14 protein-coding genes are annotated in these 22,871 nt (G+C 73.5%); 4 read left to right on the top strand and 10 right to left on the bottom strand.

The genetic code is table 11. From position 1 onward, the window contains the following. Window positions 1-73: 73 nt before the first annotated feature. Window positions 74-2,296, top strand: a complete 2,223-nt coding sequence (locus tag ACXET9_RS03530) for a potassium transporter Kup (protein WP_457884864.1) — start codon at window positions 74-76, stop codon at window positions 2,294-2,296. A 44-nt stretch (window positions 2,297-2,340) separates the two neighbouring features. After that, a complete protein-coding gene (locus tag ACXET9_RS03525) occupies window positions 2,341-3,750 on the top strand; it encodes an alpha/beta fold hydrolase (protein WP_457884862.1) in 1,410 nt (469 codons plus the stop codon). 75 nt (window positions 3,751-3,825) lie between these two features. On the opposite strand, the gene ACXET9_RS03520 is transcribed toward ACXET9_RS03525, so the two are convergent. Further along, window positions 3,826-5,100: an ATP-binding protein gene (locus ACXET9_RS03520; RefSeq protein WP_457884860.1), complete on the bottom strand. Its 1,275-nt coding sequence runs from the start codon at window positions 5,098-5,100 to the stop codon at window positions 3,826-3,828. Window positions 5,101-5,267: 167 nt separating this feature from the next. After that, the gene (locus ACXET9_RS03515; protein ID WP_457884858.1) at window positions 5,268-6,356 is read right to left on the bottom strand and encodes a formylglycine-generating enzyme family protein; all 1,089 of its coding nucleotides are present in this window, start codon (window positions 6,354-6,356) and stop codon (window positions 5,268-5,270) included. Window positions 6,357-6,841: 485 nt separating this feature from the next. Here ACXET9_RS03515 and ACXET9_RS03510 point away from each other — a divergent pair, with 485 nt between their 5' ends. Continuing rightward, the gene (locus tag ACXET9_RS03510; protein ID WP_457884857.1) at window positions 6,842-7,729 is read left to right on the top strand and encodes an aldo/keto reductase; all 888 of its coding nucleotides are present in this window, start codon (window positions 6,842-6,844) and stop codon (window positions 7,727-7,729) included. A 461-nt stretch (window positions 7,730-8,190) separates the two neighbouring features. Continuing rightward, window positions 8,191-8,682: an FBP domain-containing protein gene (locus ACXET9_RS03505; RefSeq protein ID WP_457884856.1), complete on the top strand. Its 492-nt coding sequence runs from the start codon at window positions 8,191-8,193 to the stop codon at window positions 8,680-8,682. 135 nt (window positions 8,683-8,817) lie between these two features. On the opposite strand, the gene ACXET9_RS03500 is transcribed toward ACXET9_RS03505, so the two are convergent. From ACXET9_RS03500 to ACXET9_RS03465, 8 genes are all read right to left on the bottom strand, one after another. Then, entirely contained in the window at window positions 8,818-9,474 is a 657-nt protein-coding gene (locus tag ACXET9_RS03500) for a nucleoside/nucleotide kinase family protein (protein ID WP_457884854.1), read from the bottom strand. Continuing rightward, complete coding sequence (locus ACXET9_RS03495; protein WP_457884852.1) at window positions 9,467-12,937, bottom strand: UvrD-helicase domain-containing protein; 3,471 nt, start codon at window positions 12,935-12,937, stop codon at window positions 9,467-9,469. The genes ACXET9_RS03500 and ACXET9_RS03495 overlap by 8 nt, the downstream gene beginning before the upstream one ends. Continuing rightward, entirely contained in the window at window positions 12,934-16,158 is a 3,225-nt protein-coding gene (locus tag ACXET9_RS03490; RefSeq protein WP_457884850.1) for a PD-(D/E)XK nuclease family protein, read from the bottom strand. Before ACXET9_RS03490 ends, ACXET9_RS03495 begins: the two co-directional genes overlap by 4 nt. A gap of 740 nt (window positions 16,159-16,898) precedes the next feature. After that, the gene (locus ACXET9_RS03485) at window positions 16,899-18,623 is read right to left on the bottom strand and encodes a CotH kinase family protein (RefSeq protein WP_457884848.1); all 1,725 of its coding nucleotides are present in this window, start codon (window positions 18,621-18,623) and stop codon (window positions 16,899-16,901) included. A 209-nt stretch (window positions 18,624-18,832) separates the two neighbouring features. After that, window positions 18,833-19,435 (bottom strand): nitroreductase family protein, encoded by a 603-nt coding sequence (locus ACXET9_RS03480; protein WP_457884846.1) that lies wholly within the window; start codon window positions 19,433-19,435, stop codon window positions 18,833-18,835. A 440-nt stretch (window positions 19,436-19,875) separates the two neighbouring features. Further along, window positions 19,876-21,012, bottom strand: coding sequence for an SPFH domain-containing protein (locus ACXET9_RS03475; RefSeq protein ID WP_457884845.1), 1,137 nt, complete (start codon window positions 21,010-21,012; stop codon window positions 19,876-19,878). Between the two features lie 112 nt (window positions 21,013-21,124). Then, the gene (locus tag ACXET9_RS03470) at window positions 21,125-21,667 is read right to left on the bottom strand and encodes a glutathione peroxidase (RefSeq protein ID WP_457884844.1); all 543 of its coding nucleotides are present in this window, start codon (window positions 21,665-21,667) and stop codon (window positions 21,125-21,127) included. Window positions 21,668-21,956: 289 nt separating this feature from the next. Further along, window positions 21,957-22,868 carry a PfkB family carbohydrate kinase gene (locus tag ACXET9_RS03465; RefSeq protein ID WP_457884842.1) on the bottom strand — a complete coding sequence of 304 codons (912 nt, stop codon included), beginning with the start codon at window positions 22,866-22,868 and terminating at the stop codon, window positions 21,957-21,959. Window positions 22,869-22,871: the final 3 nt, after the last annotated feature.

The following is a 22,871-nucleotide window of genomic DNA, read 5'->3' as shown; positions in this document are numbered from 1 at the left end:
GGCGTGACGCACGGAGCATTCCCGGTGGGCCGACGCGCTAGGTCCGGGGCATCCGCGGTGGCATGATCCTCGCGTGCCCGAGAACATCTCGCGCTCGCCCGGTTCCGACGAGCCCCACGACCATCCCCGCGAACCGCATCCCGTCCCCGCCCCGGCCCCGTCGGCCGCGCAGCCGTCGTCGGCCGAGCCGGCCGAGCTGCCGCCGTCGGTCGAGCCGGCCGAGTTGCCGCCGTCGGTCGAACCGGCCGACCTGCCGCCGTCGACCGCGCAGTCCCCGTCGACCGCGCACCGCCCGTCGGCCGCGGGCCTCCTGCCCCACACCCACGCGCACCCGCACACCCGGCTGGACCATCGCGGCGTGCCGCGCGCGAAGGAGCCGGTGCCGCTGCTGATGCTGGGCGCGCTCGGCGTCGTCTTCGGCGACATCGGCACCAGCCCGCTGTACTCGCTGCAGACCGTGTTCAGCCTCCACCACAACGCCGTCGCCCCCACCCCCTCGGACGTGTACGGGGTGGTGTCGATGGTGACCTGGTGCCTGATCATCATCGTGACCGTCACCTACATCGGCCTGATCATGCGCGCCGACAACCAGGGCGAGGGCGGGATCCTCGCGCTCACCGCGCTGCTGATGCGCAGGCTCGGCATCCGCCGGCACCCGCGGGAGGCGAGCATCGCCCTCGTCCTCGGGGTCCTCGGCGCGGCCCTCTTCTTCGGGGACTCGCTGATCACGCCCGCGATCTCCGTGCTCTCCGCCTTCGAGGGCATCGAGGTGGTCAGCACCGTCCCCAACAGCGTCATCGTGCCGGGCGCGCTCGTCGTGCTCACCGCGCTGTTCGCCGCCCAGCGCTGGGGGACCGCCCGCATCGGCGGCTCCTTCGGCGTCGTGATGGCGGTGTGGTTCCTGGCGCTCGCCGCGATGGGCCTGCCGCACGTGCTCGCGCATCCGGCGATCCTCGGCGCCCTCTCGCCGCATCACGCGATCGCCTTCCTGCTGGACCGTCCGCTGGTCGCGTTCATCGCCATGGGCGCGGTGGTCCTGACCATCACCGGCGCCGAGGCGCTGTATGCCGACATGGGCCACTTCGGGCATCGTCCGATCGCGCTCGCCTGGCTGTGCCTCGTGCTGCCGGCCCTGCTGCTGAACTATCTGGGCCAGGGCGCGCTGATCCTCGCCGACCCGTCCGCCGTCGCGAACCCCTTCTTCTCCATGGTCCCCGACGTCTGGCGGATCCCGCTGGTGGTGCTCGCGACGATCGCGACCGTCATCGCCTCCCAGGCCGTGATCTCTGGGGCGTTCTCCGTGTCCCGGCAGGCCACTCGGCTGACGCTGCTGCCGAAGCTGCGGATCACGCAGACCTCCACGACCCACGACGGGCAGATCTACGTCGCCAGCGTGAACCTCCTGCTGTTCCTCGGCGTGCTCACCCTGGTGCTCGTGTTCCGCAGCTCCGAGGCGCTCGCCGCCGCCTACGGGCTCGCCGTGACCGCCACGATCATCCTGGTGCTCGCGCTGTTCCTGCTGTATGCGCTGAAGGTCCTGCATCGGCCGCTGTGGCAGGTGGTGGGGCTCGCGATCGTCGTCGGCGGGCTCGAGCTGCTGCTGCTCGCCGCCAACGTCGTGAAGATCCCCGACGGCGGCTGGCTGCCGCTGCTGATCGCCGCGGCGCTGACCGTGGTCATGCTGGTGTGGCGGCGCGGCACGCAGCTGCTCGACGCCCGCCGTCGCGACCTCGAGGGTCCGCTGCTGCCCTTCATCACCGGTCCCGCCCGCGCGGTGCCGCGCGTGCCGGGCGTCGCCGTCTACCCGCATCCCGAGCCCAGCACCGTGCCGCTCGCGCTGCGCGCCGCGGTGGAGATGCACCATGTGCTCCACGAGCACGTGGTGATCCTGACGCTCCAGCACCAGGGCGTCCCGCACGTCCACCGCGAAGACCGGGTGCTGGTCGACGACCTCGGGGACCGGGCCGACGGGATCGTCCACGTCACCTACCAGGTCGGGTTCCAGGACTCCCAGGACGTGCCCGCCGCGCTCGCCGCCGCCGTCCGCCGCCACGGCCGCCGCGAGCCCGACTGCACCACCGAGTGCCCCGTCCACGAGCCCGAGCTGGATCTCGACCTCGACGAGGCGATCTACGTGCTCTCCGTGCTGCGGCTCGAACCCGGGCAGGACCGCAGCATGCCGCGCTGGCAGAAGGTGCTGTACCGGGCGCTGCACCGCGCCTCCGCCGAGCGCACCGAGGTGCTCCACCTGCCGACGTCCCGCACGCTCGTGATGGGGGCGGAGACGGAGTTCTGAGGCGAGCGGGGTCCGCCGACCCCCGAGGCTCCTAGGGTGGAGGCATGACCTCCGACGCCACCGCCCCGTCCGCCGCCCCGACCAGCGACCCGGGCCGCACCGCCCGCCCGGTCCCCGCCGCCTCCCGCGCCGCCTGGACGCTCCCGGGGCTGCGGCTGACGGACGTGACCCTCCCCGTCCCGCTGGACCATGCCGACCCGTCGGGCCCGCGCATCGAGGTCTTCGCGCGCATCGTCGAGGCCGACGCCGACGGCAGCGCCGACCTGCCCTACCTGGTGTTCCTCCAGGGCGGTCCGGGCTCCGAGGCGCCGCGGCCGCTGACCGCCGACACCCCCGGATGGCTGACCCGTGCGCTGCGCGAGTACCGCGTCGTGATGCTCGACCAGCGCGGCACCGGCCGCTCCACGCCCGTCGGCCTCGACGTCGTGCTCCCCGAGGGCGCGCTCGCCGGCGCCGGCGGCGCGCTCGGCGGCTCCGGCGACGATCCGCGCACGCTCCGCGAGGCGACCCCGGCGCAGCAGGCCCGCTATCTCACCCGCTTCCGCGCCGACGCGATCGCCCGCGACGCCGAGCTCCTGCGCGAGCATCTCGGGGTCGCGCAGTGGTCGCTGCTCGGGCAGTCCTTCGGCGGCTTCACCGCGCTGCGGTACCTCTCCGCGCACGGCGCCTCGGTCGACACCGTGCTGTTCACGGGCGGGCTGCCGACCGTCGGCCCCCATATGGATGCCGTCTACGGGATCACCTGGGAGGGCATGATCGCCCGCAGCGAGCGCTACTGGGCGCGCTTCCCCGCGGACCGCGACCGCTTCCGCCGCCTCGCCGACCTCGCCGACGGCGGACGCCTGCGCCTGCCCGGCGGCCAGCGCATCGGCGTCGAGCGCCTGCGCCGGCTCGGGCATGTGCTCGGCGGCTCCACCGGTCAGGAGCGGCTGCACTTCCTGCTCGAGCTCGATCCGTCGTCGGCCGCCTTCTCCCACGACCTCGCGAGCCTGCTGCTGTTCGACGGGCGCAACCCGATCTACGCGGTGCTGCATGAGTCCTGCTGGGCCGACGGTCTCGCGACCCGCTGGTCCGCCGACCGCACCATGCCGCTCGCCGTCGCCGAGGATCCGACGCTGCTCGGCGGCGAGCACGTCCACCGCGACCTCTTCGCCGAGGCCGGCGGGGACCCCGAGCTCGCGCCCTGGGCCGAGGCCGCCGACCTCCTCGCCGAGCACGTCTGGCCCCGCCTCTACGACGAGCGCGCCCTGCGGGCCGCGACCGCGCGCGGCGCCGCCGCCGTCTACTTCGACGACGCCTACGTCCCCCGCCAGCACTCGCTGCCGACGGCGGACCTCCTGCAGAACGTCACCCCGTGGGTGACCAGCGAGTTCGAGCACGACGGCCTGCGCACCAGCGGCACCGGCGTCATCGACCACCTGCTGGACCTCGCCGCCGGCCGACGGGCCCGCTGACCCGGCCCACGGGCTCGCTGACCGGCCGACGGGCCCGCTGACCGGCCGACGCTCGCGCTGATCGGCCGGGGCTCCTCAGCCCAGGAGCGCGAGCGGTACGACGATCACGCCGTCGGCCCGGCGGAAGGCATCGGTGCCGGTGGTGATGATGACCTTCGACCGCAGACGATCGCCGAGCTTGTCGCCCAGCCAGTGGAGGTGGCGGACGTCGTGGTCGTCGACCGTGCGGGCGAGCTTGACCTCGAAGGCGACGACGGCGCCGTCGTAGCGCTCGAGGATCAGGTCGACCTCGTGCTCGCCGCCGCGAGTGCGCAGGTGGAAGGTGCTCGCCTCGGCGGCGGCACCGGCCGCGCGGACCGTGAGCGTCGCCAGCGACTCGAGGAGGTTCCCGAAGAGCTCTCCGGAGCCGGTCGCCCCGCTGAGCAGACGATCCTCGGAGACGTTCAGGAGCGTCGCCGCGAGCGCCGGGTCGGCGAGCTGGTGCTTCGGCGCCTGGACGAGACGGGTCAGCGGCGACATCGTGGGCAGCCAGGCGGGGACGGGGTCGAGGATCCAGATCTTCGAGAGGACGTCGCGATAGGCGAGGGTGGTCTTCTTCGACGGCTTGTCCGTGTCGCCCGCCGTCGCCGCATCGAGGATCTTCCCGTATTCGGTCGTGGTGGACGAGGCGGCCGCGTAGGCGGCCATCCAGGCGCGCAGGGTCGCGGGCTTGCGCACGGCGAGGCCCTGATCCGGGATGTCGCGATCGATGACGTTCTGCACGTAGCTCTCGAGCGCGTAGCGCCGCGCGCGAGGCGAGAGACGGGTGACCTCCGGGAGCCCCGAGGCGCAGATCTCCCGCGCATAGTCCGCGATCCCGACGGCGGTGGAGCCGATGATGTCGACGCCCGGGGTGAAGAGGTCGGCGATGCGCACGGAGGGGGCGGCCCCCTGACGCTCGGCGAGGCTCAGGGGACGCATGCGCAGGGAGATGATCCGTCCCGCCCCGGTGTGGGTGTCCACTCCGTCCTGCGGCGTGGCGCTCCCGGTGAGGAGGTACCTGCGCGGGTTCCCCGCGTCCACCTCCCGCCGGACCACGTCCCAGACCTCCGGGAGGTGCTGCCACTCGTCGACCAGGACGGTGCTCCCTCGCGAGAGCTGCTCCCGAGGGCCGGCGGCGACGAGCTGACGGACCGAGGGATCATCGAGGTGCAGGACGGCGTCAGCGCGCCGGGAAGCCGTCGCCGTCTTGCCGACGCCCTTCGGGCCGTCGAGGGCGACCGCGGTCAGCTCGGGCAGCAGTGCATCCAGCTCGTCGTCGATGTATCGGTGCAGATAGGAGCGGTTCTCTGCGGTCGAGGGGCGGGACATCGGGACTCCTTCCTGGAGCAGGGGCGCCACCATCCTAGATCGCAGTTCGTTCCTACTCCACCTCCTGCCGAGCTTTTACTCCACCTCCTGCCGAACTTCTACTCCACCTCCTGCCGGACGTCTACTCCACCTCTTGCCGGCTTCCTACTCCACCTCCTGCCGGACCCTCAGGCGTCGGCGGCGAGCCGGAAGCCCTTGTTGCCGCTCGAGTCCTCGGCCGCGGTGGAGCTGCGGGCGGCGACCCGGTAGCGGTTGCAGTAGGAGTCGTGGCAGAGGTAGGAGCCGCCGCGCATGACCCGCACGTCGCCGTCCAGCGAGGGGGCCGGGCCCGTGGCCCAGACATCGGAGCACCACTCCCACACGTTCCCGGCCATGTCGTGCAGACCGAAGTCGTTGGCCGGGTAGGAGCCGACGGGCGCGGTCCCGAGATACCCGTCGGCGAGGTCGTTGCGGGTCGGGAAGACGCCCTGCCAGATGTTGCACATGTGCTGCCCGCCCGGCGTGAGCTCATCGCCCCAGGCGTAGCGGGCCTGGTCGAGGCCCCCGCGAGCGGCCTTCTCCCACTCCGCCTCCCGCGGCAGACGCATCCCGCACCACTGCGCGAACGCCTCCGCATCGCGCAGGGCGATGTGCACGACCGGATGGTCTGGCGCCTCCGCGGCGTCGGACCCGGGACCCGTCGGATGCTCCCAGGTCGCGCCCTCGACCGCCCGCCACCAGGGCGTCCCCGGGGGCTTGGGAGAGGCGCGGCGGATCTCCGGGGCGAGCAGCCCGCCGAAGACGTACGACCAGCCGAAGTCCTCCGCCACGGTGACGTACCCGGTGGCGTCGACGAAGGCCGCGAACTCGGCGTTCGTGACCGCGAACGGGTCGATCCGGAACGCCGCCACGTCGACCTCGCGGATCGGGGACTCCCCGTCCTGCGGATTGCGGTCCGCATCCTCGGTGCCCATCCGGAAGCTGCCCGCCGCGACCAGCACCGCCCGCTCCGCGCGGGCGCGGACCTCGGAGGCGGGAGCGGCCCAAGGGCGGGTCGCCGGGGCAGCCGACGCCAGTGCGGACGATGATGCGGCCGACGATGCGGCCGACGACCGGTCCGGCTCGTCGGCTGCGGTCGCCGCCGGGCGCGCTCCGATGCTGATCCGCACGTCGGCGCGCGAGCCGCCGCCGCAGGTGCAGGTGCCGGGCGCGCAGCCGGCGCCGGGGGCGGAACCGGCGTCGGAGCCGGGAGCGGGATCGAGTGCGTCGTCGGACATGGGCTCCATCGTAGGGACCCGAGATCGTAGGGCCCGAGATCGTAGGGACCCGAGATCGTAGGGACCCGAGCCGGAGGCCGGATCGGGCGCGGCCAGCGGAGTCTGGGTCCCGGGACCGCCGATCACGGAAGAGTCACGGCGCCCGCCCCGCGCGAGGGAAGCGGGGCGGCGTTCGTAGGGTTCCAGGGCCCGGAAGGAATGTGCCGGTGCCCTGCGAAGGCCGGTCCCGGACCGGCAGCCGGCGACGTCGCGCATTCCCCGGTCATCGGCACCGCCTCCGGGCGGGACCGGTGTCCGCCGATCGCGCCGTTCCCATCCGGCAGGTCGGAACAGCCGACGCGCCCCCTCCGGGCGACACGAACCGGGGTCGGCGGGCGGGACGATCCAGGGCGTCCCGTCCGTCGGCTCCCGTGCGGGGCCTCCTGCCCGTCGGCTCCCGTGGAACGCTTTCCGACTCGCCGCCGCGGCCGACGTAGGCTCGATCCATGACTGCTCTCACCCGACGCATCGGCTCCTTCACCGTCTCCGCGATCGGCTACGGCGCGATGCCGCTGTCGATGGGCCGCACGCCCGAGATCGCGCACGACGATGCCATCGCCACCCTCCACGCCGCCCTCGACGCCGGCGTCACCCTCCTCGACACCGCCGACATCTACGCCCCCACCTGGGACTCCGTCGGACACAACGAGCAGCTGGTCGCCGAGGCCCTGCGCACCTACAGCGGCGACACCTCGGACGTCGTCGTCGCGACCAAGGGCGGCATCACCCGCGCCGAGGGCGAGACCTGGGGCCGCTCGGCGGACCCCGCCCACCTCCGCGCCGCCCTCGAGGGCTCCCTCGAGCGCCTCGGCGTCGACCGGATCGACGTCTACTACTGGCACCGTCCCGACCGCTCCCGCCGCTACGCCGACGGCGCCGAGTTCCTCGCATCCGTCCGCGAGGAGGGCCTGGTGACGGAGGTGGCGATCTCCAACGCGACCATCGACGAGATCGACGTGGCCCGCGACGTCCTCGGTGAGGGCGTCCTCGCGGCCGTCCAGAACCAGTTCTCGCCCACCTACTTCCACGCGAGCCTCGGGGAGCTGCGCCACTGCGCCGCCCACGACATCGCCTTCGTGCCGTGGTCCCCGCTCGGCGGCATCGGCTCCGGCGACCGCCTCCAGAAGCGGTTCCCCGAGATCGCCGCCGTCGCCGAGGCCCATGGCGTCAGCGCCCAGCAGGTCGTCCTCGCCTGGGAGCTCGCCCTCGACGAGCACGTGCTGCCGATCCCCGGCGCCGGCCGACCCGCCTCGATCATCGACTCCGCGGCCGCCGCCTCCCTCGTGCTCACCGCCGAGGAGATCGCGACCCTCGACGCCGCGATCCTCGGCTGACCCGACGGCCGCGGGCGGCCGGCGGCTGAACCGCCGGTGGCCGGCGCCTGATCCGGCGCCTGATCCGGCGGCGGTCCGCGGATGTTCCGCGGGCCACCGTCAGCGGGAACCTCCTTGTCGGTCGGCAGGGGCGGGCGTATCGTGACGGCCGTCGTCCCCCGGCGCAGTGCCGGGCCGACGACGATCGCGACGTCCGAGGAGATGAGCATGACCAGCAGTCGTGCAGGAAGCGAGGCGGCCCGACGGGCCTCCTCGGTGTGACCTCGGCGTGCCCAGGGCACGCCGCCTCCGTCACACCCCCATCTCCGCATGCCCCGGCCCGTGCACGGCTCGTCCGACGGCCCGTCCATCGGCCCCGTTCGTCGAACTGACCGGTGGTCCGTCCGTCGGTCCGTCCGTCGGCTCGGCCGACGACGCCTCCGTGCCGCGCGCCTCGGCATGCCCTCCTGCGAGGACATCTCATGAACACCCTGACCGAAGCCCAGATCCGCAGCGCCTTCGTCAACGCCAGCAAGGGCGAAGCGAAGCGCGCCACCCTGCCCGATCTCGACCAGATCGCCTTCGAGGACATCGACTATCTCGGCTGGCAGGACGCCAAGCGGCCCCGCCAGCACTACGTCGCCCTCGAGGTCGACGGCGAGCTCGCCGTCCTCCAGCTGCGCGGCACCGAGACCGGGCCCGGACGCAAGGTCATGTGCGCGTGGTGCGAGGACGGCGTCTCCGGCGCCTCCTTCGTCGCCCCGCTCGCCGGTGAGGCAGGACGTCGAGGCAACACCATCGGCACCCTGATCTGCGCGGATTTCGCCTGCTCGGCGAACGTCCGTCGGCCCCCGGCGCCCTACGAGCTGCGGACCGAGGACCCGGCGCTGCTGGAGTACCACCGGCAGATGCGCATCGAGGGCCTGCGCGAGCGCTCCGCCGCCTTCGTGCGCACCGTCGTGACCCGCGGCTGAGGGACCGGTCGGGCGTGGGCCCGGCGCCCGACCCCTCCGGTCCGGTCGGCCCCGCGGCCGACGGTCGGCCGGGCCGCGCCGGGCCGCGCCGGACCCGCGGACGACGGACGACGGCCGACGCCCGACGCCCGGCCGTCAGCCGAGGCGGATGATCGCGTCGGCGCGGGGGCGGGTGGCGGCGACGAGGCGGGCGTTCGCCTCGTCGGGCCCGAGCGACCAGGAGCGGGCCGCCGCGGGCGACTTCCCGAAGCGCTCGTGGCGGGCGATCAGCCGCTCGTGCCGCTGGTCCTCCGGCGCCTCGACGAACCAGCGGGCGTCCAACATGCCCCTGACCTGCGCGAAGCCGTGATCGTCGGCGAGGAGATAGTTGCCCTCGGTGATCACCAGCGGCACGTCGGAGGGCACCTCGATCGCGCCCGCGAGGGGCTGCTCGAGGTCCCGCTCGAACATCGGCGCCCACACCGGCGGATCCTGCGGACGGGCCGTCCGGATCCGCTGCAGCAGCGCCGTGTAGCCGGCGGCGTCGAAGGTGTCGGGCGCGCCCTTGCGGTCGAGCCGGCCCAGGCGCTCGAGGGCGACGTCGGCGAGGTGGTAGCCGTCCATCGGCACGACGATGCACGAGCCCGCCGGCAGCTCCTCCGCCATCATCTGCGTGAGCGTGGACTTCCCGGCCCCGGGTGCGCCGGCGACGCCGAGCAGGCGCCGGGAGCCGGAGCGGAGCGCCTCGTCCAGCAGCGCGCCGGCGGCGGCGAGGACCGGGGCGCGGCCCTCGAGGATCGTCGGATCAGGCATCGGCGGAGGTGTCCTCGTGCTCGTTCTGGTGCAGGGCCTGGCGGGCGAGGCGGACCTCGAGCACCTCGCCGCGCAGCGGGAGGTGCATGAGGATCAGGTCGGGCGCCCGGCCGGCGGCGGCGAGGGCCTGCGCATAGGTGTCCATCTGGCCGAGGTAGTGCTCGCGCACATGCGCGACCGGGTCCTCGCCGGGGAAGGACTTGTGGTCGACGAGGACGACGCGGTCGTCAGGCAGGCGCAGCAGGGCATCGATCCACCCCTCCATGACCTGCGCATCCTCGTTCCACCAGGTGATCGGCTGCTCGGTCAGCTGAACGGCGCCGGGGAAGCGGTCGTCGAGATGCGCATGCCAGGCGCGGCCCGCCTCGACGAGGCGCTCGGCGCCGAGGGATCGCTCCACGCTCCACCGGCGGACGAGTCTGCGCGCGGCGAGCAGACGCTGCTCCTCGTCGAGATCGCGCAGGGGAAGGGCCAGATAGCCGTGGACCGCCTCCCCGACCCGCTCCCAGCCCTGCCCGCCGCGCTCGACGAGCGCCGGGCCGATCCGCACCGGCTCCAGGACGCTCCCGAGGGCGTCGTCCGACGCGACCCCGGACGCCTGGAAGCGGGTGCCGACCCGCCCGTCGGCCGGGGCCCGTCCGTCGGCCGACGACGCCGCCGTGGCGGCGAGGCCGCGCGGCGGGAGATCGGTGGCGGCGAGGGGGCTGCGGCCGGAGGAGCGGACGGGGGCATCGTCGTCGAGCTCGACGGCGGTGCGGCGGATCGTCGCCGGCAGGTCGATGGGCGTGATCGTGCCGTCCGCGGCGAGGGACTGCACGCGAATGGCGGTGCCGTCGGCCTCCCAGCGGAGCACCGGCTCCGGCGTCGCCGCGTCCGCCTCCGGGCCCTCCTGGGCGACGAGGAGGGCGTCGAGGACGGGGGAGGTGCCGTCGCCGGAGAGGATCGTGACGTCGGCGGCGCGCGTCAGGGCGACGTACTGCAGGCGCCCGGACTCCTCGCGCTCGGAGCGGGCGCGGCGGAGCGCATGCGCGGAGGCGCTCAGACCGTCCTGGAGCGGGGCGAAGCGCGGGAGCAGATCGGGCCAGTAGCGCAGGGAGCGGCCGTCGAGCGGACGCATCACGTCGAGCTCCGCGGCGGGGACCACGAAGGTGCCCGAGGCGGTGCGCGGCGCCTTCGCGTCCTGCTGCATGACGACCGCGCGGGACCATTCCAGGCCCTTCGCCGCATGCACCGTGCCGACCCAGACGGTGCCGGGGGCGCCCGTGAGATCGGGGCCGCGATCGGTGGCGTCGAGGGCGGTGCGCAGACCCGTCAGGGTGATCGGCGCGGACGCGGAACGGGCCTGCTCGGCGTAGTCGCCGGCGACGCGGCGCAGCGCGTCGAGAGTGCGCAGACGCTGGTCGGGGACGGACCAGGCGCGGATCCGCTCGGGCAGGTCGAGGGCGTCGGAGAGCGCCGTGATCATCTCGACCGGGGTGAGGGAGATGCACTCCTCGCGCAGGACCCGCAGGCCGGCGAGGACGTCGGCCTGCCACCAGGAGGCGAAGACCTCGGCGCGGCCCTCACGATCGGGCGCGGCGGCGAGCTGCGCGAACCAGTGGGCATGCGCGGGATGGTCGGCGAGGAGGTCGACGAGCTCGGTGAGCGCGAGGGTGTCGGCGCCGTCGAGGGTCACGGCGAGGGCGGCGCGCAGGATGCGGCCCTCGCGGGTCGTGAGGATCGGGGTGCCCTCGCCCGACGCCGGGATCCCGCGGTCCGCGAGGGCGTCGACCACCTGCTGCGCCTGCGTGTTGGTGCGGACCAGCACCGCCACGTCCTCGGGGCCGACGCCGTGCGCGGCGTCCTCCTCCAGCAGGGCGAGGACCCCGTCGGCGATCGCGAGGGCGTGCTTCGGCTGGGACTTCCGCTTCCCGTACTGCGGCACCCACGCCTCGATCCGCCCGGGCGCCCGGCCCTCCCGGGCCCGCTTCTCCACCGCCTGCTCGGCGGCCTCGAGGACCACCCGCTCGCGGTCCAGCGTCCGGAAGATGCGCGGGAACAGCGTGTTGACCAGGCCGAGGACAGGATCCTGGGAGCGCCAGGAGCGGTCGAGGATCTCGACGCGGCCCGTTCCGAGAGCGGTGGTGCCGGTGCCGATCGCGTCGAGGATCCCGAGCATCAGCTCCGGGTCGGCGTCGCGGAACCCGTAGATCGCCTGCTTCGGATCGCCCACCCACAGCAGGTCCTCGACCAGGGTCGCGAGCTCGAGGAACAGCGCCAGCTGGATGGGGGAGGTGTCCTGGAACTCGTCGACGGCCAGCAGCCGGAAGCGCGAGCGGACCGCCTGCCGGGCGCGCTCGGACTCGCGCAGCACCCGCAGCGCCAGGACCTCCTGGTCGACGAAGTCCATGAGCCCCAGCTCGTCCTTGTACCGGGCGTAGGCGTCGAGCGACGTCGCCGCGGTCTCCATCACCAGGACGATCAGGGCGCGGGCGTCCTCCTGCAGCGCCGGGATGCGCAGGAGGCCGTCGGCGACCTCCGCGCCCAGCTCGGCGAGGCGCCGGTCGGCCGCCGCGTTGAAGGCGTAGCCGCCGCTGCCGCCGTTGGCCTTGGAGTCCGCGACCGCGGCGAGCTTCGCCCACAGCGACCAGGGCGCCCGCTCGCCGCGCGCGAGGATTCGCCGGATCCGCTCGAGATCCTCGACGCTGCGGCGCACGGTGCTCAGCGAGCGCGCCGCGATCGGCGGCTTTCCGGCGCCCGGCACCGGATCGACGGAGGCCTCGAGATCCGCGCGGAGATCGTCGATCGCCCGGTCGAGGGCGGCGAGCCACTGCGGCCGACGGTCGGCGCCGGGCTCGGCGTCGGGCCCGGCGCCGGCCATCGGCGAGGGCTCCCTCCCCGCGGCCTCCATCACCGCGGCGTCCATCCCCGCGGCCTCCCGATACTCCTCCCAGGCGGTCTCCGCGGCCGCGCGCAGCTGCGCCGCACCGATGCCGTTGGTGCGGGCCTTGATCGCGAGGTCGCGCACGTGGGCGCGCCACGACGGGCTGGTGCCGAAGGAGCGGGCCGGGTCCTCCTCCCCGTCGTGCTCGGTGCGGGCGAGGAGGTCGCTCGCGCGAGCGCCCGCCTCGGCGGCGGCCTCGTCGATCGCCGCCGAGAACGCGGCCTTCTGCCGGTCGTCGTCGAGCTCCTGCACGTCGGGCGAGATGCCGACGTCGAGCGCGAACTCCCGCACGAGCCGCCCCGCGACGGAGTTGACCGTGCCGATGAGCGCGCTGCCCACGCCCTGCGCGTCCTCGAAGCGGCCCGCCTCCAGGAGGGTGCGGTGCACGCGATCGACGAGCTCCGAGGCCGCCTTGCGGGTGAAGGTCGTCGCGATCAGCTGCGAGGGCCGCAGCCCCTGCTCGATCCGGTCGGCGATCTCGTGCGTCAGCGTGTGGGTCTTCCCGGACCCGGCGGACGCGCTGATCAGGGTGAAGGTCATCGTCGGTCTCCGATCAGTCCGCACAGCTGGGCGTAGTCCCCGATGCCGCAGTGGTCCTCGACGAACACCCGCCCCTCGGCGCGGGCGGCCTCGCGGGCCCTCGTCAGCGCGCTCGTGCGCTGCGCATACGTGGAGGCGCCGTCGAGCCCCTGCTCCTCCATCAGGGTGCGGCATCCCAGCGGCACCTCGCCGCCGACGATCCGATCCAGCACTCCCGACGTGGTCGCGATCATCCGCTCCCACGCGTCGACGACGTCGAGCTCCTCCCGACGCCGCGGATCCAGCGCCCGGTCCGCGGCGACGAACTCGCCGTCGCGCAGCAGGAAGTAGCCGACCCGCGCGGGCACGTCGGCCCGGCCGTCGAACCGGGTGGGCGCGTCGGCCCGGGTGGGCGCGTCGGCCCGGGCGGGCTCGTCGGACTGGGCGGCCCCGTCGGCACGGGCGGCCCCGTCGGCCTCCTGGGCGACGGACCAGGCGTAGGAGGCGAGCTGGATGGCGTCGCCGCTGTCGTAGAGGTCGGCGTATCGGCGCAGGCTGGACGTCCATTTCAGGTCGAGGACGAGCGGCGACCCGTCGGCCGCGCGCGCATCGACGTCGCGCGAGCCGACGAACTCCGTCGGCCACGGCTCGGACCCGCCGCCGAGGGGGAGCGTCAGCGGCAGCGCGAAGCGGGACTCGGTGCCGGTGATGCGCCAACCGGCGTCGGCCGTGCGACCGAACAGCTCGGCCAGCGAGCGGATCGCGCGGCCGCGGATCTCCGCGCGCTGCGCGCTGCGACCGGGCAGATCGAGCTCGGAGGCGAGCTGCGGGACGAGCCGGTCGAAGGTCGCGCCGATCCGTGCGGCCGACGGCGGATCCAGCCGGCGCCCGCCGAGCCCCTCGTCCCAGTCCTCGCGGACCAGCTCCTCGACCACTGCATGCACCAGCGTGCCGATCATCCGCGGACCGGTCGGCAGCGAGGCCACCTCCGCCGGCCGCACATCCAGTGCATACTGCAGCGCCCAGCGGTGCGGGCAGGAGATCAGCGTGTCGATCTGGCTGTAGGACAGGCGCGTCGGCAGCAGATGGCGCAGGTCGGCGGGGCCGACGGACGGGGCGGCGGGGCCGTCGGGCCGGGCCGTGGAGCCATCGGACGGGGCGGCGCGTCCGACGAGGCGGACGGTCCCCAGCGGAGGCACCGGCGGCTCCTCGGCGGGCGCGGCGACAGGCAGCGTCCATCCCGCGAGGGACCAGACGCGGCCGTCGATCAGATCCTCGGGGGCGAGACGATCCTTCTCGGAGAGGCCGGCGGCGGTCTCGAGCTGCGCGAGCAGGCTGCTGGGCCGCGCCGCCTCCTCGAGCCGCGTCCCGGGCAGCACCGCGATCACCCGGCGCGCTCCGCGCAGAGCCCGGATCCCGGCCTCGACCTGCAATGATGCGAGATTCTCGGGAGGCAGCAGACGCGCCCCCGAGGCGATCAGCGCGCTCGCCTCCTGCTCGTCCCAGACGACCGGCGCGCTCGCCTCGTCGGCGTCGGGCCCCCACCACAGGACGGTGCCGCCGTCGGCCCCGAGCTGCGCGGGCCGGGTCGTCGTCGTCCACGGTGCGACCTCGCTCCGCGCCAGGGCGGACCTCCCCGCAGGCCCGCACGCGTCGATGACCTGCTGCAGCGTGCGACGGGAGAGCGGCGCCGACGGATCGAGCATCCCGAGCACCTGCTGCACCGTCCGCACCTGCGTGAGGCTCGCCAGGAGGTCGCCGTCGCGGTGCGCGATCGTCCGCAGACGCTCGGCGAGCCAGTCCAGGCGCTCGACGATCGGTCCCGGGCGCAGCGCATCGCCCGGCAGGGCCCCGACGGTCAGCCGGTCGATCTCCCGCGCGACGTCCAGCGCCCGACGAGCCGCCGCAGCGCGTGAAGCATCGGCCGCCTCCATATCCACGGCCGCCGGGGCGGTGGTGTCGTGCGTGGCGGGAGCCGCGGCGTCCTGCGGGGCGGGCGGGGCGGCGTCCTGTGGGGTGGGCTTCGTGCCGGCGCCCTGGTCGACGCTCGCCTTCTCCTCCAGGTGGGCGAAGGCATCGCGCCAGGCCGCGCCGCCGACGCCCGGCTCGCGCGCCAGGGCCTTCAGCAGCGCGCGCCGCACCGACGCGGGCACCAGCCCCACCGGATCCCCTTCGGCGCTGAGGGCCGGCAGCACCCTCAGATCCAGCAGCGCAGCCAGCTGATGGACATCCACCGGAGCGATCGCGACATCGAGGAACAGCCCCAGCACCTGGTGCGATGCTCGATCCGAGGACCGCTCGACGGCGCCGATCGCCGGCAGGCCGCGCCGGTGCAGAGCCCGATCCAGGACCCCGGTGTCCGTCGTGGCGAGGACGTGCAGGGCATCGGTTGCGGCGGAGAGCAGGCGTGCGGCGACGTCGGCCGCGGTCCATTCGTCCCGGCACTGCACGACGACGGTCTCCGGGCCGGCTCCGCTCGTCGGTCGCGTCGCTGCATCGTCGCCGGTCGCGGTCGACGGGCCGGCGGTCGATGGGCCGGTGGCGCTCAGCTGCTCGACCCGGACCCCGGCCGCCACCAGCAGCGCGATCAGCCGAGGCCACATCCCCGGCAGACGCTCCGGCTCCTCGTGGAGGACCAGCGTCGTGATCCCCAGCGGCCAGCGCACGCCGTCGGCCTGCAGACGCTCCAGCTCGCGGACGGTCTCCACGAGGTCGTCGGCCGCGCCGGGGGACAGCGTCGCGGGGCGGCCCTCGAGGTCCGCGGTGCCGAGCATCCCGACGACCGCCCTCTCCTCGACCTGCGCGAGGGCGAGGATGCGCGCGGGCAGATCCTCCGGCCCCGGGTCCTCGCGTCCCGAGTCCTCCGCCTCTGAGCCCTCCGCCTCTGAGCCCTCCGCCTCTGAGCCCTCCGCCACTAGGTTCTGATCGCTGCCGGGACGCCATCCCGCCTCGACCGCGGCATCCCGCCAGCGCAGGAGCTGCCGCGCCGTGCTCCACGGGTCCAGGGCGAACGAACGTGCAGGCCAGAAGTCCGCGCCGACGCTCGCCGCGGTCCGCTCCACGAGCAGCATGTACTGCGTGATCCGCACGGCCTGGTCGACGGCGGGATGCGTCAGACCGAGCCGCGTCTGCAGGAGGCCGACGAAGCCGCGCGGCCCCATCCTCACCTGCCCCGTCGCACCGCCGACCCCGGCATCGGCCCAGGAGGCTCCATCGAGGGACCAGCCGAGTTCGATGCGCATGCCAGCGGCTCCTTCACGACGCTCCACGGTCCGATGACCGCCCTTGCGATCCCGTGACCGTTCGAGCGGTCCGGTGATCGTTCGAGCGGTCCGGTGATCGTTCGAGCGGTCCGGTGATCGCTCGTCCGATCCTGTGACCGTGTCCGCGGCTCCATCGGCCGCGCACGTCCACAGTAGGGGAGCGGGCCGACTCCCGGGCCTCCTGCACCACCGTCCGGACGAGCGCCCGGCCGACGCCTTCGTTCCCTCTCGGGCGTGCTCTTCCTGTCCACCCGTTCGGGCGTACTTCCCGAGGAGTGGCCGCTAGTGCTCGGAAATGGAGCGCTTTAGGGGGAGCTGGTGGCCACTGGACCTGCGAGCGACCCTTTTTGCTGGCTGGGGCGGGTTGAGACGGGCTGGGGTCTGGCTGGGGTCGGCGGGAGCGGGCCGAGGATGGCTGAGGTCGGCGGGAGCGGGCGGGAGTGGGGCTCGCGGTGACAGTGCACGGTGCTGTCGAGCTCGAGTGGCCGCTAGTACTCGGAAATGGAGCGCTTTAGGAGTAGCTGGTGGCCACTGCTCTCGTTCGGAGAGGGCGAGCGAGAGTTCGCTGGCAACGCAGGGCGCGCATGAGCTGAGTCGTGCTGAGCTGAAGTGGGCTGGGCTGAGCTGAGCTGAGTTGAAGTGAGCTGAGCTGCCCTGCCCTGCCCTGCCCTGCCCTGCCCTGACCTGACCTGACCTGACCTGAGCTGAGCTCAGCCCGGTCAGCTCGCGGTCTGGTCGTCGGAGCCGTCGCTGGTGTTGCTGGTGTCGCTGGTGTCGCTGGGAGCCTGCCCGCCGTCTGCGTCGGCCGCGCCGCCCGCATCGCTGGCTCCGGAATCCGTATCGGAACCTGCGCCGGTCCCCGCATCGGAGTCCGAACCGGTCGAGGTGGAGGTGGTGGAGCCGTTCTCGAGGATGTCGGTGATGGTCTCGGCGTCGGAGGTGACGTCGTCGGTGGAGATGAGGTCGCTGGCCTGGTCGGTGAGGACCTGGACGCGTGCGGCGAGGATCTCGGCGGCGCGGCCGGAGTCGACGAGCTCGGTGCGGAGCTGCTCGGAGGCGTCGTCGACGAGGGCGGAGAAGGTCTCGTCGGCGGTGAAGCGGTCGGAGAGGACGTTGCCGGTGGACATGCCGCCGCCTCCGCCCATGCCTCCGCCCCCTCCGCCGCCCATACCGCCGGCCATGCCGCCGGTGCGGCCGGTGTCATCGCCGCCGCCGTCGGAGGCACCGGACGAGCCCGAGCCGTCAGTGCCGTCGGTGGCATCGGTGCTGTCGGTGCCGTCGGGCATCGTGAAGCCGTCGGGCATCTCGCCGTCCGCCGGCATCTCGGCGCCGTCGGGGAGCTCCATGCCGTCGGGCATCTCGCCGTCGGAGGGCATCGTGAAGCCGCCCGCATCGCCGGCCCCGCCGGCGTCGCTCGCACCGTCGCTCGCACCGTCGGTGCCGCCGCCGAAGCCGCCTCCGCCGCCCATGCCCCCGCCCATACCGCCGAAGGCGAGGTTGTGGTCCCAGGCGACGATGGTGATCTCGTCGTCGGTCGTCGAGTAGAAGAGGTAGGAGTTGTTGCCGGGGCCGTCGATGTCGTCGGTGTTGGCGACGAGGTCCTCGAAGGCGAGGTAGCGGGCGAAGAGGTCGACGTCGAGGTAGTCGGCGAGCTGGGCGGCGAACTCCTCGTCGGTGGCTTCGTCGAGGAACTTCAGCAGGGCGATCAGCGGGGTGAAGTCCTCCTCGCCGCCCTCGACGGAGAAGGCCTCCTCGTAGTCGGAGGCCTCGTCGCCGCGGTAGCTGTAGTCGCCGTCGGCGTCGGCCTTGTAGAGGATGCCGTCGGCGGAGAGGGCGGAGGCCATCCAGGCGTCGTCCATGAACTCGAGGACGAGGCGGAGCTGCGGGTCGCCGCCGTTGACGGTGAAGGCGACCGCGACGGAGAGCTCGGAGGCGAGGCCCGCCTCGGCGAGCAGGTCGAGGGCGACGGCCTCGTTGAGGGAGGAGGCGGTGTTGTTGTCGCGCACGACGAGGTCGGCGGCGCCGTCGTAGCTCTGGTCGTCGACGTACTTGTCCAGCCGGATCCGCCAGGGGAGGGTCGCCGGGTCGGAGTCGGTGGAGATGCCCTGCAGCGAGGAGTTGCCCTTGAGCTTGAAGCCGACCTCCTCGAAGGTCTCGCCGTCGACCGTGACGGTGCCGGTGATCCACTCCTTGTCGCCGCTCGAGGTGTAGGTCTCGATCATCGCGGCGAGGTCGGCCTCGTCGATCGTCGCCTCGATCGTGTGCAGCGCGTCCGGGTCCCAGAAGGAGGAGACGTCGGTGCGGGTGATCGCGTCGAGGGATCCGGAGCCGGAGCCGGAGGAGTCCGCATCGGAGGCGCTGCAGGCGGCGACGGTCCCTGCGACGCCCGCCAGCAGGGCGGACGCGAGGACGGCTCGACGGGACAGACGGATGGTGCGCGGCACGAAGACCTCCAAGGACGACGACGGATGCCTCCATCCGACGACGCGAACCTGTCGATCTCCTATGTCTGCGATGTCGCCGGCCTGTCAGCGCCACCTGCTGGACGGATCCGCGCCGTCCGCAGGACGCTTCCGCGCCACCCGCGCGCCGTCCGCCCCGCCTCGTCCGCCCCGCCTCGCGCGCTCAGGCCGACGCGTTCAGGCCGACGCGCTCAGGCGATCGGCGCGAGCAGGATCTCGTCGATGCCGCGGCGGACGCGGGGAGCGGCGTCGCGCGTGCGGATGCCCTCGGGGACGTCCTCCTGCTCGGAGTGGCGGCCGATGCCGATGATCGTCAGGGGCTCCTGCGAGGCGTCGAGGTCGAACAGCTCGGAGATCGCGGCCTTGTCGAAGCCGGCGACCTGGTGGGCCCACAGGCCCAGGTGGACGGCCTGGATGCTGAGGTGCGCGGCGGCCTGGCCGGCGTCGTAGGCGGCGTAAGGGAGGGCGTCGCCCTCGCGCTCGTTCTCCGTGACCAGCACGACGAGCGCCGACGTCCGCGGCATCCAGGCCTGGTTGAAGCCGGCGAGGGTCTCGACGATCCGGTCGAACAGCGCGGTGCCGCGGCGGGCGACGGCCAGGCGCCAGGGCTGCGAGTTCATCCAGGAGGGCGACCAGCGGGCGGCCTCGACGAGGCTCGTGAGCTCCGCGTCGTCGAGCTCGTGGTCGACGGCGAAGCCGCGGGGGCTCCAGCGCTCCGCGAGGAGCGGGGCGATCGGGGTGCTGGTGGCGTTGCGGGCGGCGGTGCTGCGGGCGGCGGTGTCGACGGCCGTCATGGCGGGTCCTCCTGGACGTGGGCGCGGACGCGGTCGGGAGCGCCGTCGCCGGCCTCCCGGCAGTACGTAGCAGACATTAGCAGCGACCAAAGCCCTGCTTTCCAGTGCTGTGACACACGTCGTCATCGTCGGGCCGACGGCGCCTTCGTGCAGAGTCGCTCGTCGCTCGTCGCTCGTCGCTCATCGCTCATCGCTCGTCGCTCGTCGCTCGTCGCTCATCGCTCGTCGCTCGTCGCTCGTCGCTCGTCGTTCGTCGCTGGCCGTTGGTCGCTCGTCGGCCGACGGACGCCCGTCGGCCGCCCGTCGGACGCGCCGCGGGCCCGTCTCCCGGAGGAGACGGGCCCGCGGAACCGCGAGATCCGATCGCCGGCTCCGACGCATCGGTGCCGATGCAACTGCGACGACGGATCAGCAGCTCAGCAGATCAGCAGGTCAGCGCATCAGCCGGCGCTGCCCGGGTGCGCCCACGGCGGCAGCTGCTCGCCGCCGCGGTGGGAGCCGGCCTGCTGCGCGGCCTGCTGGGCCGCCTGCTGGGCGGCGTGCTCGGCCTGGCGGCGGGCCGCCTCGGCGCGGGAGCGGGCCTCCTGCTGACGGCGCTGCGCCTGGGCGCGGGCCTGCTGGTCGTCGGCCTCGTCGGCGACCTGGTCGGCGTCCTGCGAGGCCTGGGCCTGCAGCATGGCGCTGCGGATCTCCTCGCCCATCGAGCCGACGGTGCCGGGGTTCGAGGGCAGGAACAGCACGTTGGAGCGGCCGTTGCGGGCCACGTCCTGCATGGTGTCGAAGTACTGGGTCATCAGCAGCAGCTGCTCGGCGGAGTGCTCGATGCCGACCTTGCGGAGCATCTCGTACTGCTCGGCGATGCCCATGGCGATCGCCTTCCGCTGGGCGGCGACGCCCTCACCCTGGAGGCGCTTGGACTCGGCCTCGGCCTCGGCCTGGGTGACGCGCTTGATCTTGTCGGCCTCGGCGAGGGACTGCGCGGCGACGCGGTCGCGCTGGGCGGCGTTGATGGAGTTCATGGAGTCGCGCACGCGGGCGTCCGGGGAGATGTCCTGGACGAGCGTGTTGACGATGTTGAAGCCGAACTCCTGCATGCGCGCGGAGAGGGTGTTCTCGACGCTGCGGGCGATGTCGTCCTTGGACTCGAAGGCGGCGTCGAGCTCGAGGGCGGAGAGCGCCGAGCGGACCGTGTCGAACACGTAGGAGCGGATCTGGTTCTCCGGGTTCGACAGGCGGTAGTAGGCGTCGACGACCTGCTCCTCCTTGATGACGTACTGCACCGCCACCGGGACGGTCACGAAGACGTTGTCCTTGGTCTTGGACTCGATGTTGACCTCGAGCTGCTGGATGCGCAGCGAGATCGGACGCGTGGTGTTGTCGATGAACGGCGCCTTGAAGTTCAGGCCCGGGCGCGCGACCCGGCGGAACTTCCCGAAGCGCTCGACGATGACGTTCTCCTGCGTGTGCACCGTGAACATGATCGAGGTGCGGAGTCCGCCGAACAGCAGCGCCGCCAGGATGATGATGACGACGATGGCGACGACGGCGAGGACGAGGACGACAGCGATGCCTTCCACGGGGCCCCCTTTCGTGGTGGGTGATCGTTCGCGGACACGCTATCAAGGCGGCTGTGCCGGCGGTCACGTCGGATGGTCTACACCTGCGGGAGCGGGCCGCCGCCGGGCCGGGCTACACCTGTGGGAGCTCCGTGCTGCCGGGCTCGAGCCCGAGCTGCCCCTCGATCATGTAGGCGATGCGCGCGGGCGGCACCGGCGGCGCGAACCGGCGCAGGACCCGCCCGTCGGCGTCGATCAGGAACTTCGTGAAGTTCCAGGCGATGCGTCCGCCGAGGACCCCGCCCTTCTGGCGCCGCATCCACGACCACAGCGGCAGCGCATGCGGACCGTTGACGTCGATCTTCGAGAACAGCGGGAAGCTGACGTCGAAAGGGGTGCACGCCTCGCGGGTGTCCTCGTCGGTGCCGGGATCCTGATGGAACTGGTCCGACGGGAAGCCGAGCACGCTGAAGCCGTGCGGGGAGAATGCCCGGTGCAGCGACTCCAGCCCCCGCAGCTGCGGGGTGAAGGCGCACTGGGTGGCGGTGTTGACCACGAGCACGGGCATGCCGCGGAAGCGGCTCATCTCCAGGATCTCCCCGTCGATCGTCACGGCGGAGAAGCTGTGGAAGGTGCGCTCCGCAGGGGTCTGCGGCGGCGTGCTCGCGGGGCTCATCCGTGCTCCTCCAGACGACGATCGGGGTGACGGATCCGAGGTCGGATCGGTTCCGGCATGCGGTTTCCATCGTAGGAGAACGGCCGACGGAGCGGTGCGGGCGCCCGACGATCCGCACGGAGTCCTCACAACCCTGCCGGACCCGTCGGGCCCGTCGGACCGTCGGACTTGCCGCGCCCGTCGGCCCCGCCTGACCCGTCGGCCCCGCCTGACCCGTCGGCCCCGCCTGACCCGTCGGCCCCGCCTGACCCGCCGGACCTGCCGGGCCCGGCGCGGGCGACCGGGCGGATCAGGCGAGGAAGGCGTCGACCTCGGCGCGGGTCGGGGCGCTCTGCGGGCCGCGGCGGGTGACGGCGATCGCCGCGGCGGCGTTCGCGCGGGTCGCGGCGGACTCCCAGTCGGCGCCGAGCGCCCGCTCGCCCAGCAGCACGCCGGTGTGGGTGTCGCCGGCGCCGTTGGTGTCCACGGCGGTCTGCGGGAAGGCGGGGATGTCGGTGCCGCGGCCGTGATGGAAGACCGTGCAGCCGCGCTCGCCGTCGCGGACGATCACCACGGCGTGCGGACCGATGCGCCGACGCAGCGCCTCCGGGGTGTCCTCGAGGGCATCCAGGCCGGTCAGGGCGCGGGCCTCGTCGGCGTTGGAGGTCCACACGGTGGTCCGCGCGAGCACCCGCTCCTGGATCTCGGCGGGGAAGGAGGCGAAGGGCTCGCCGGGATCGAGCACGACCTCGACGCCCTCGGGGACGGTGTCGAGGAAGGCGAGCAGCGGGTCGCGCGTCGGCTCGAACAGGCTGTATCCGGAGATGCACAGCAGGTCCCCGGGACGCGGTGCGAGGGCGGCGAGGGAGGTGGCGGTGATCTGCCGCTCGGCCCCGTAGATCGTCACGAAGCTGCGCTCCGCCGTCGGCTCCACGAGCACGATGCAGGAGCCGGTGTCGGCGTCGGGTCGCGGGGCGTCCGCGAGGCTGACGCCGTCGGCCGCGAGCACCGAGCGCACCAGGTCGCCGTTCGGGCCGGTGCCGTGGGCGCCGCCGTGGACCGCGTCGGCGCCGGTGCGGGCGGCCGCGACCAGGATCGTCGCCGCGCCGCCGGCGTAGCGGGTCTCGCTGAGAGCATTGGTGTTCCCGCCGCGCGGCGGGAGGGACGGCACCTCGACCACGACGTCGACGAGCGCCTGGGCGGTGTGCAGCACGCGGGGCATGGC

The organism is Brachybacterium netajii (SeqCode) (genome assembly GCF_054114245.1).
Note: the sequence above shows the minus strand (reverse complement) of the source record. Positions and strands in the feature narration are given on the sequence as shown.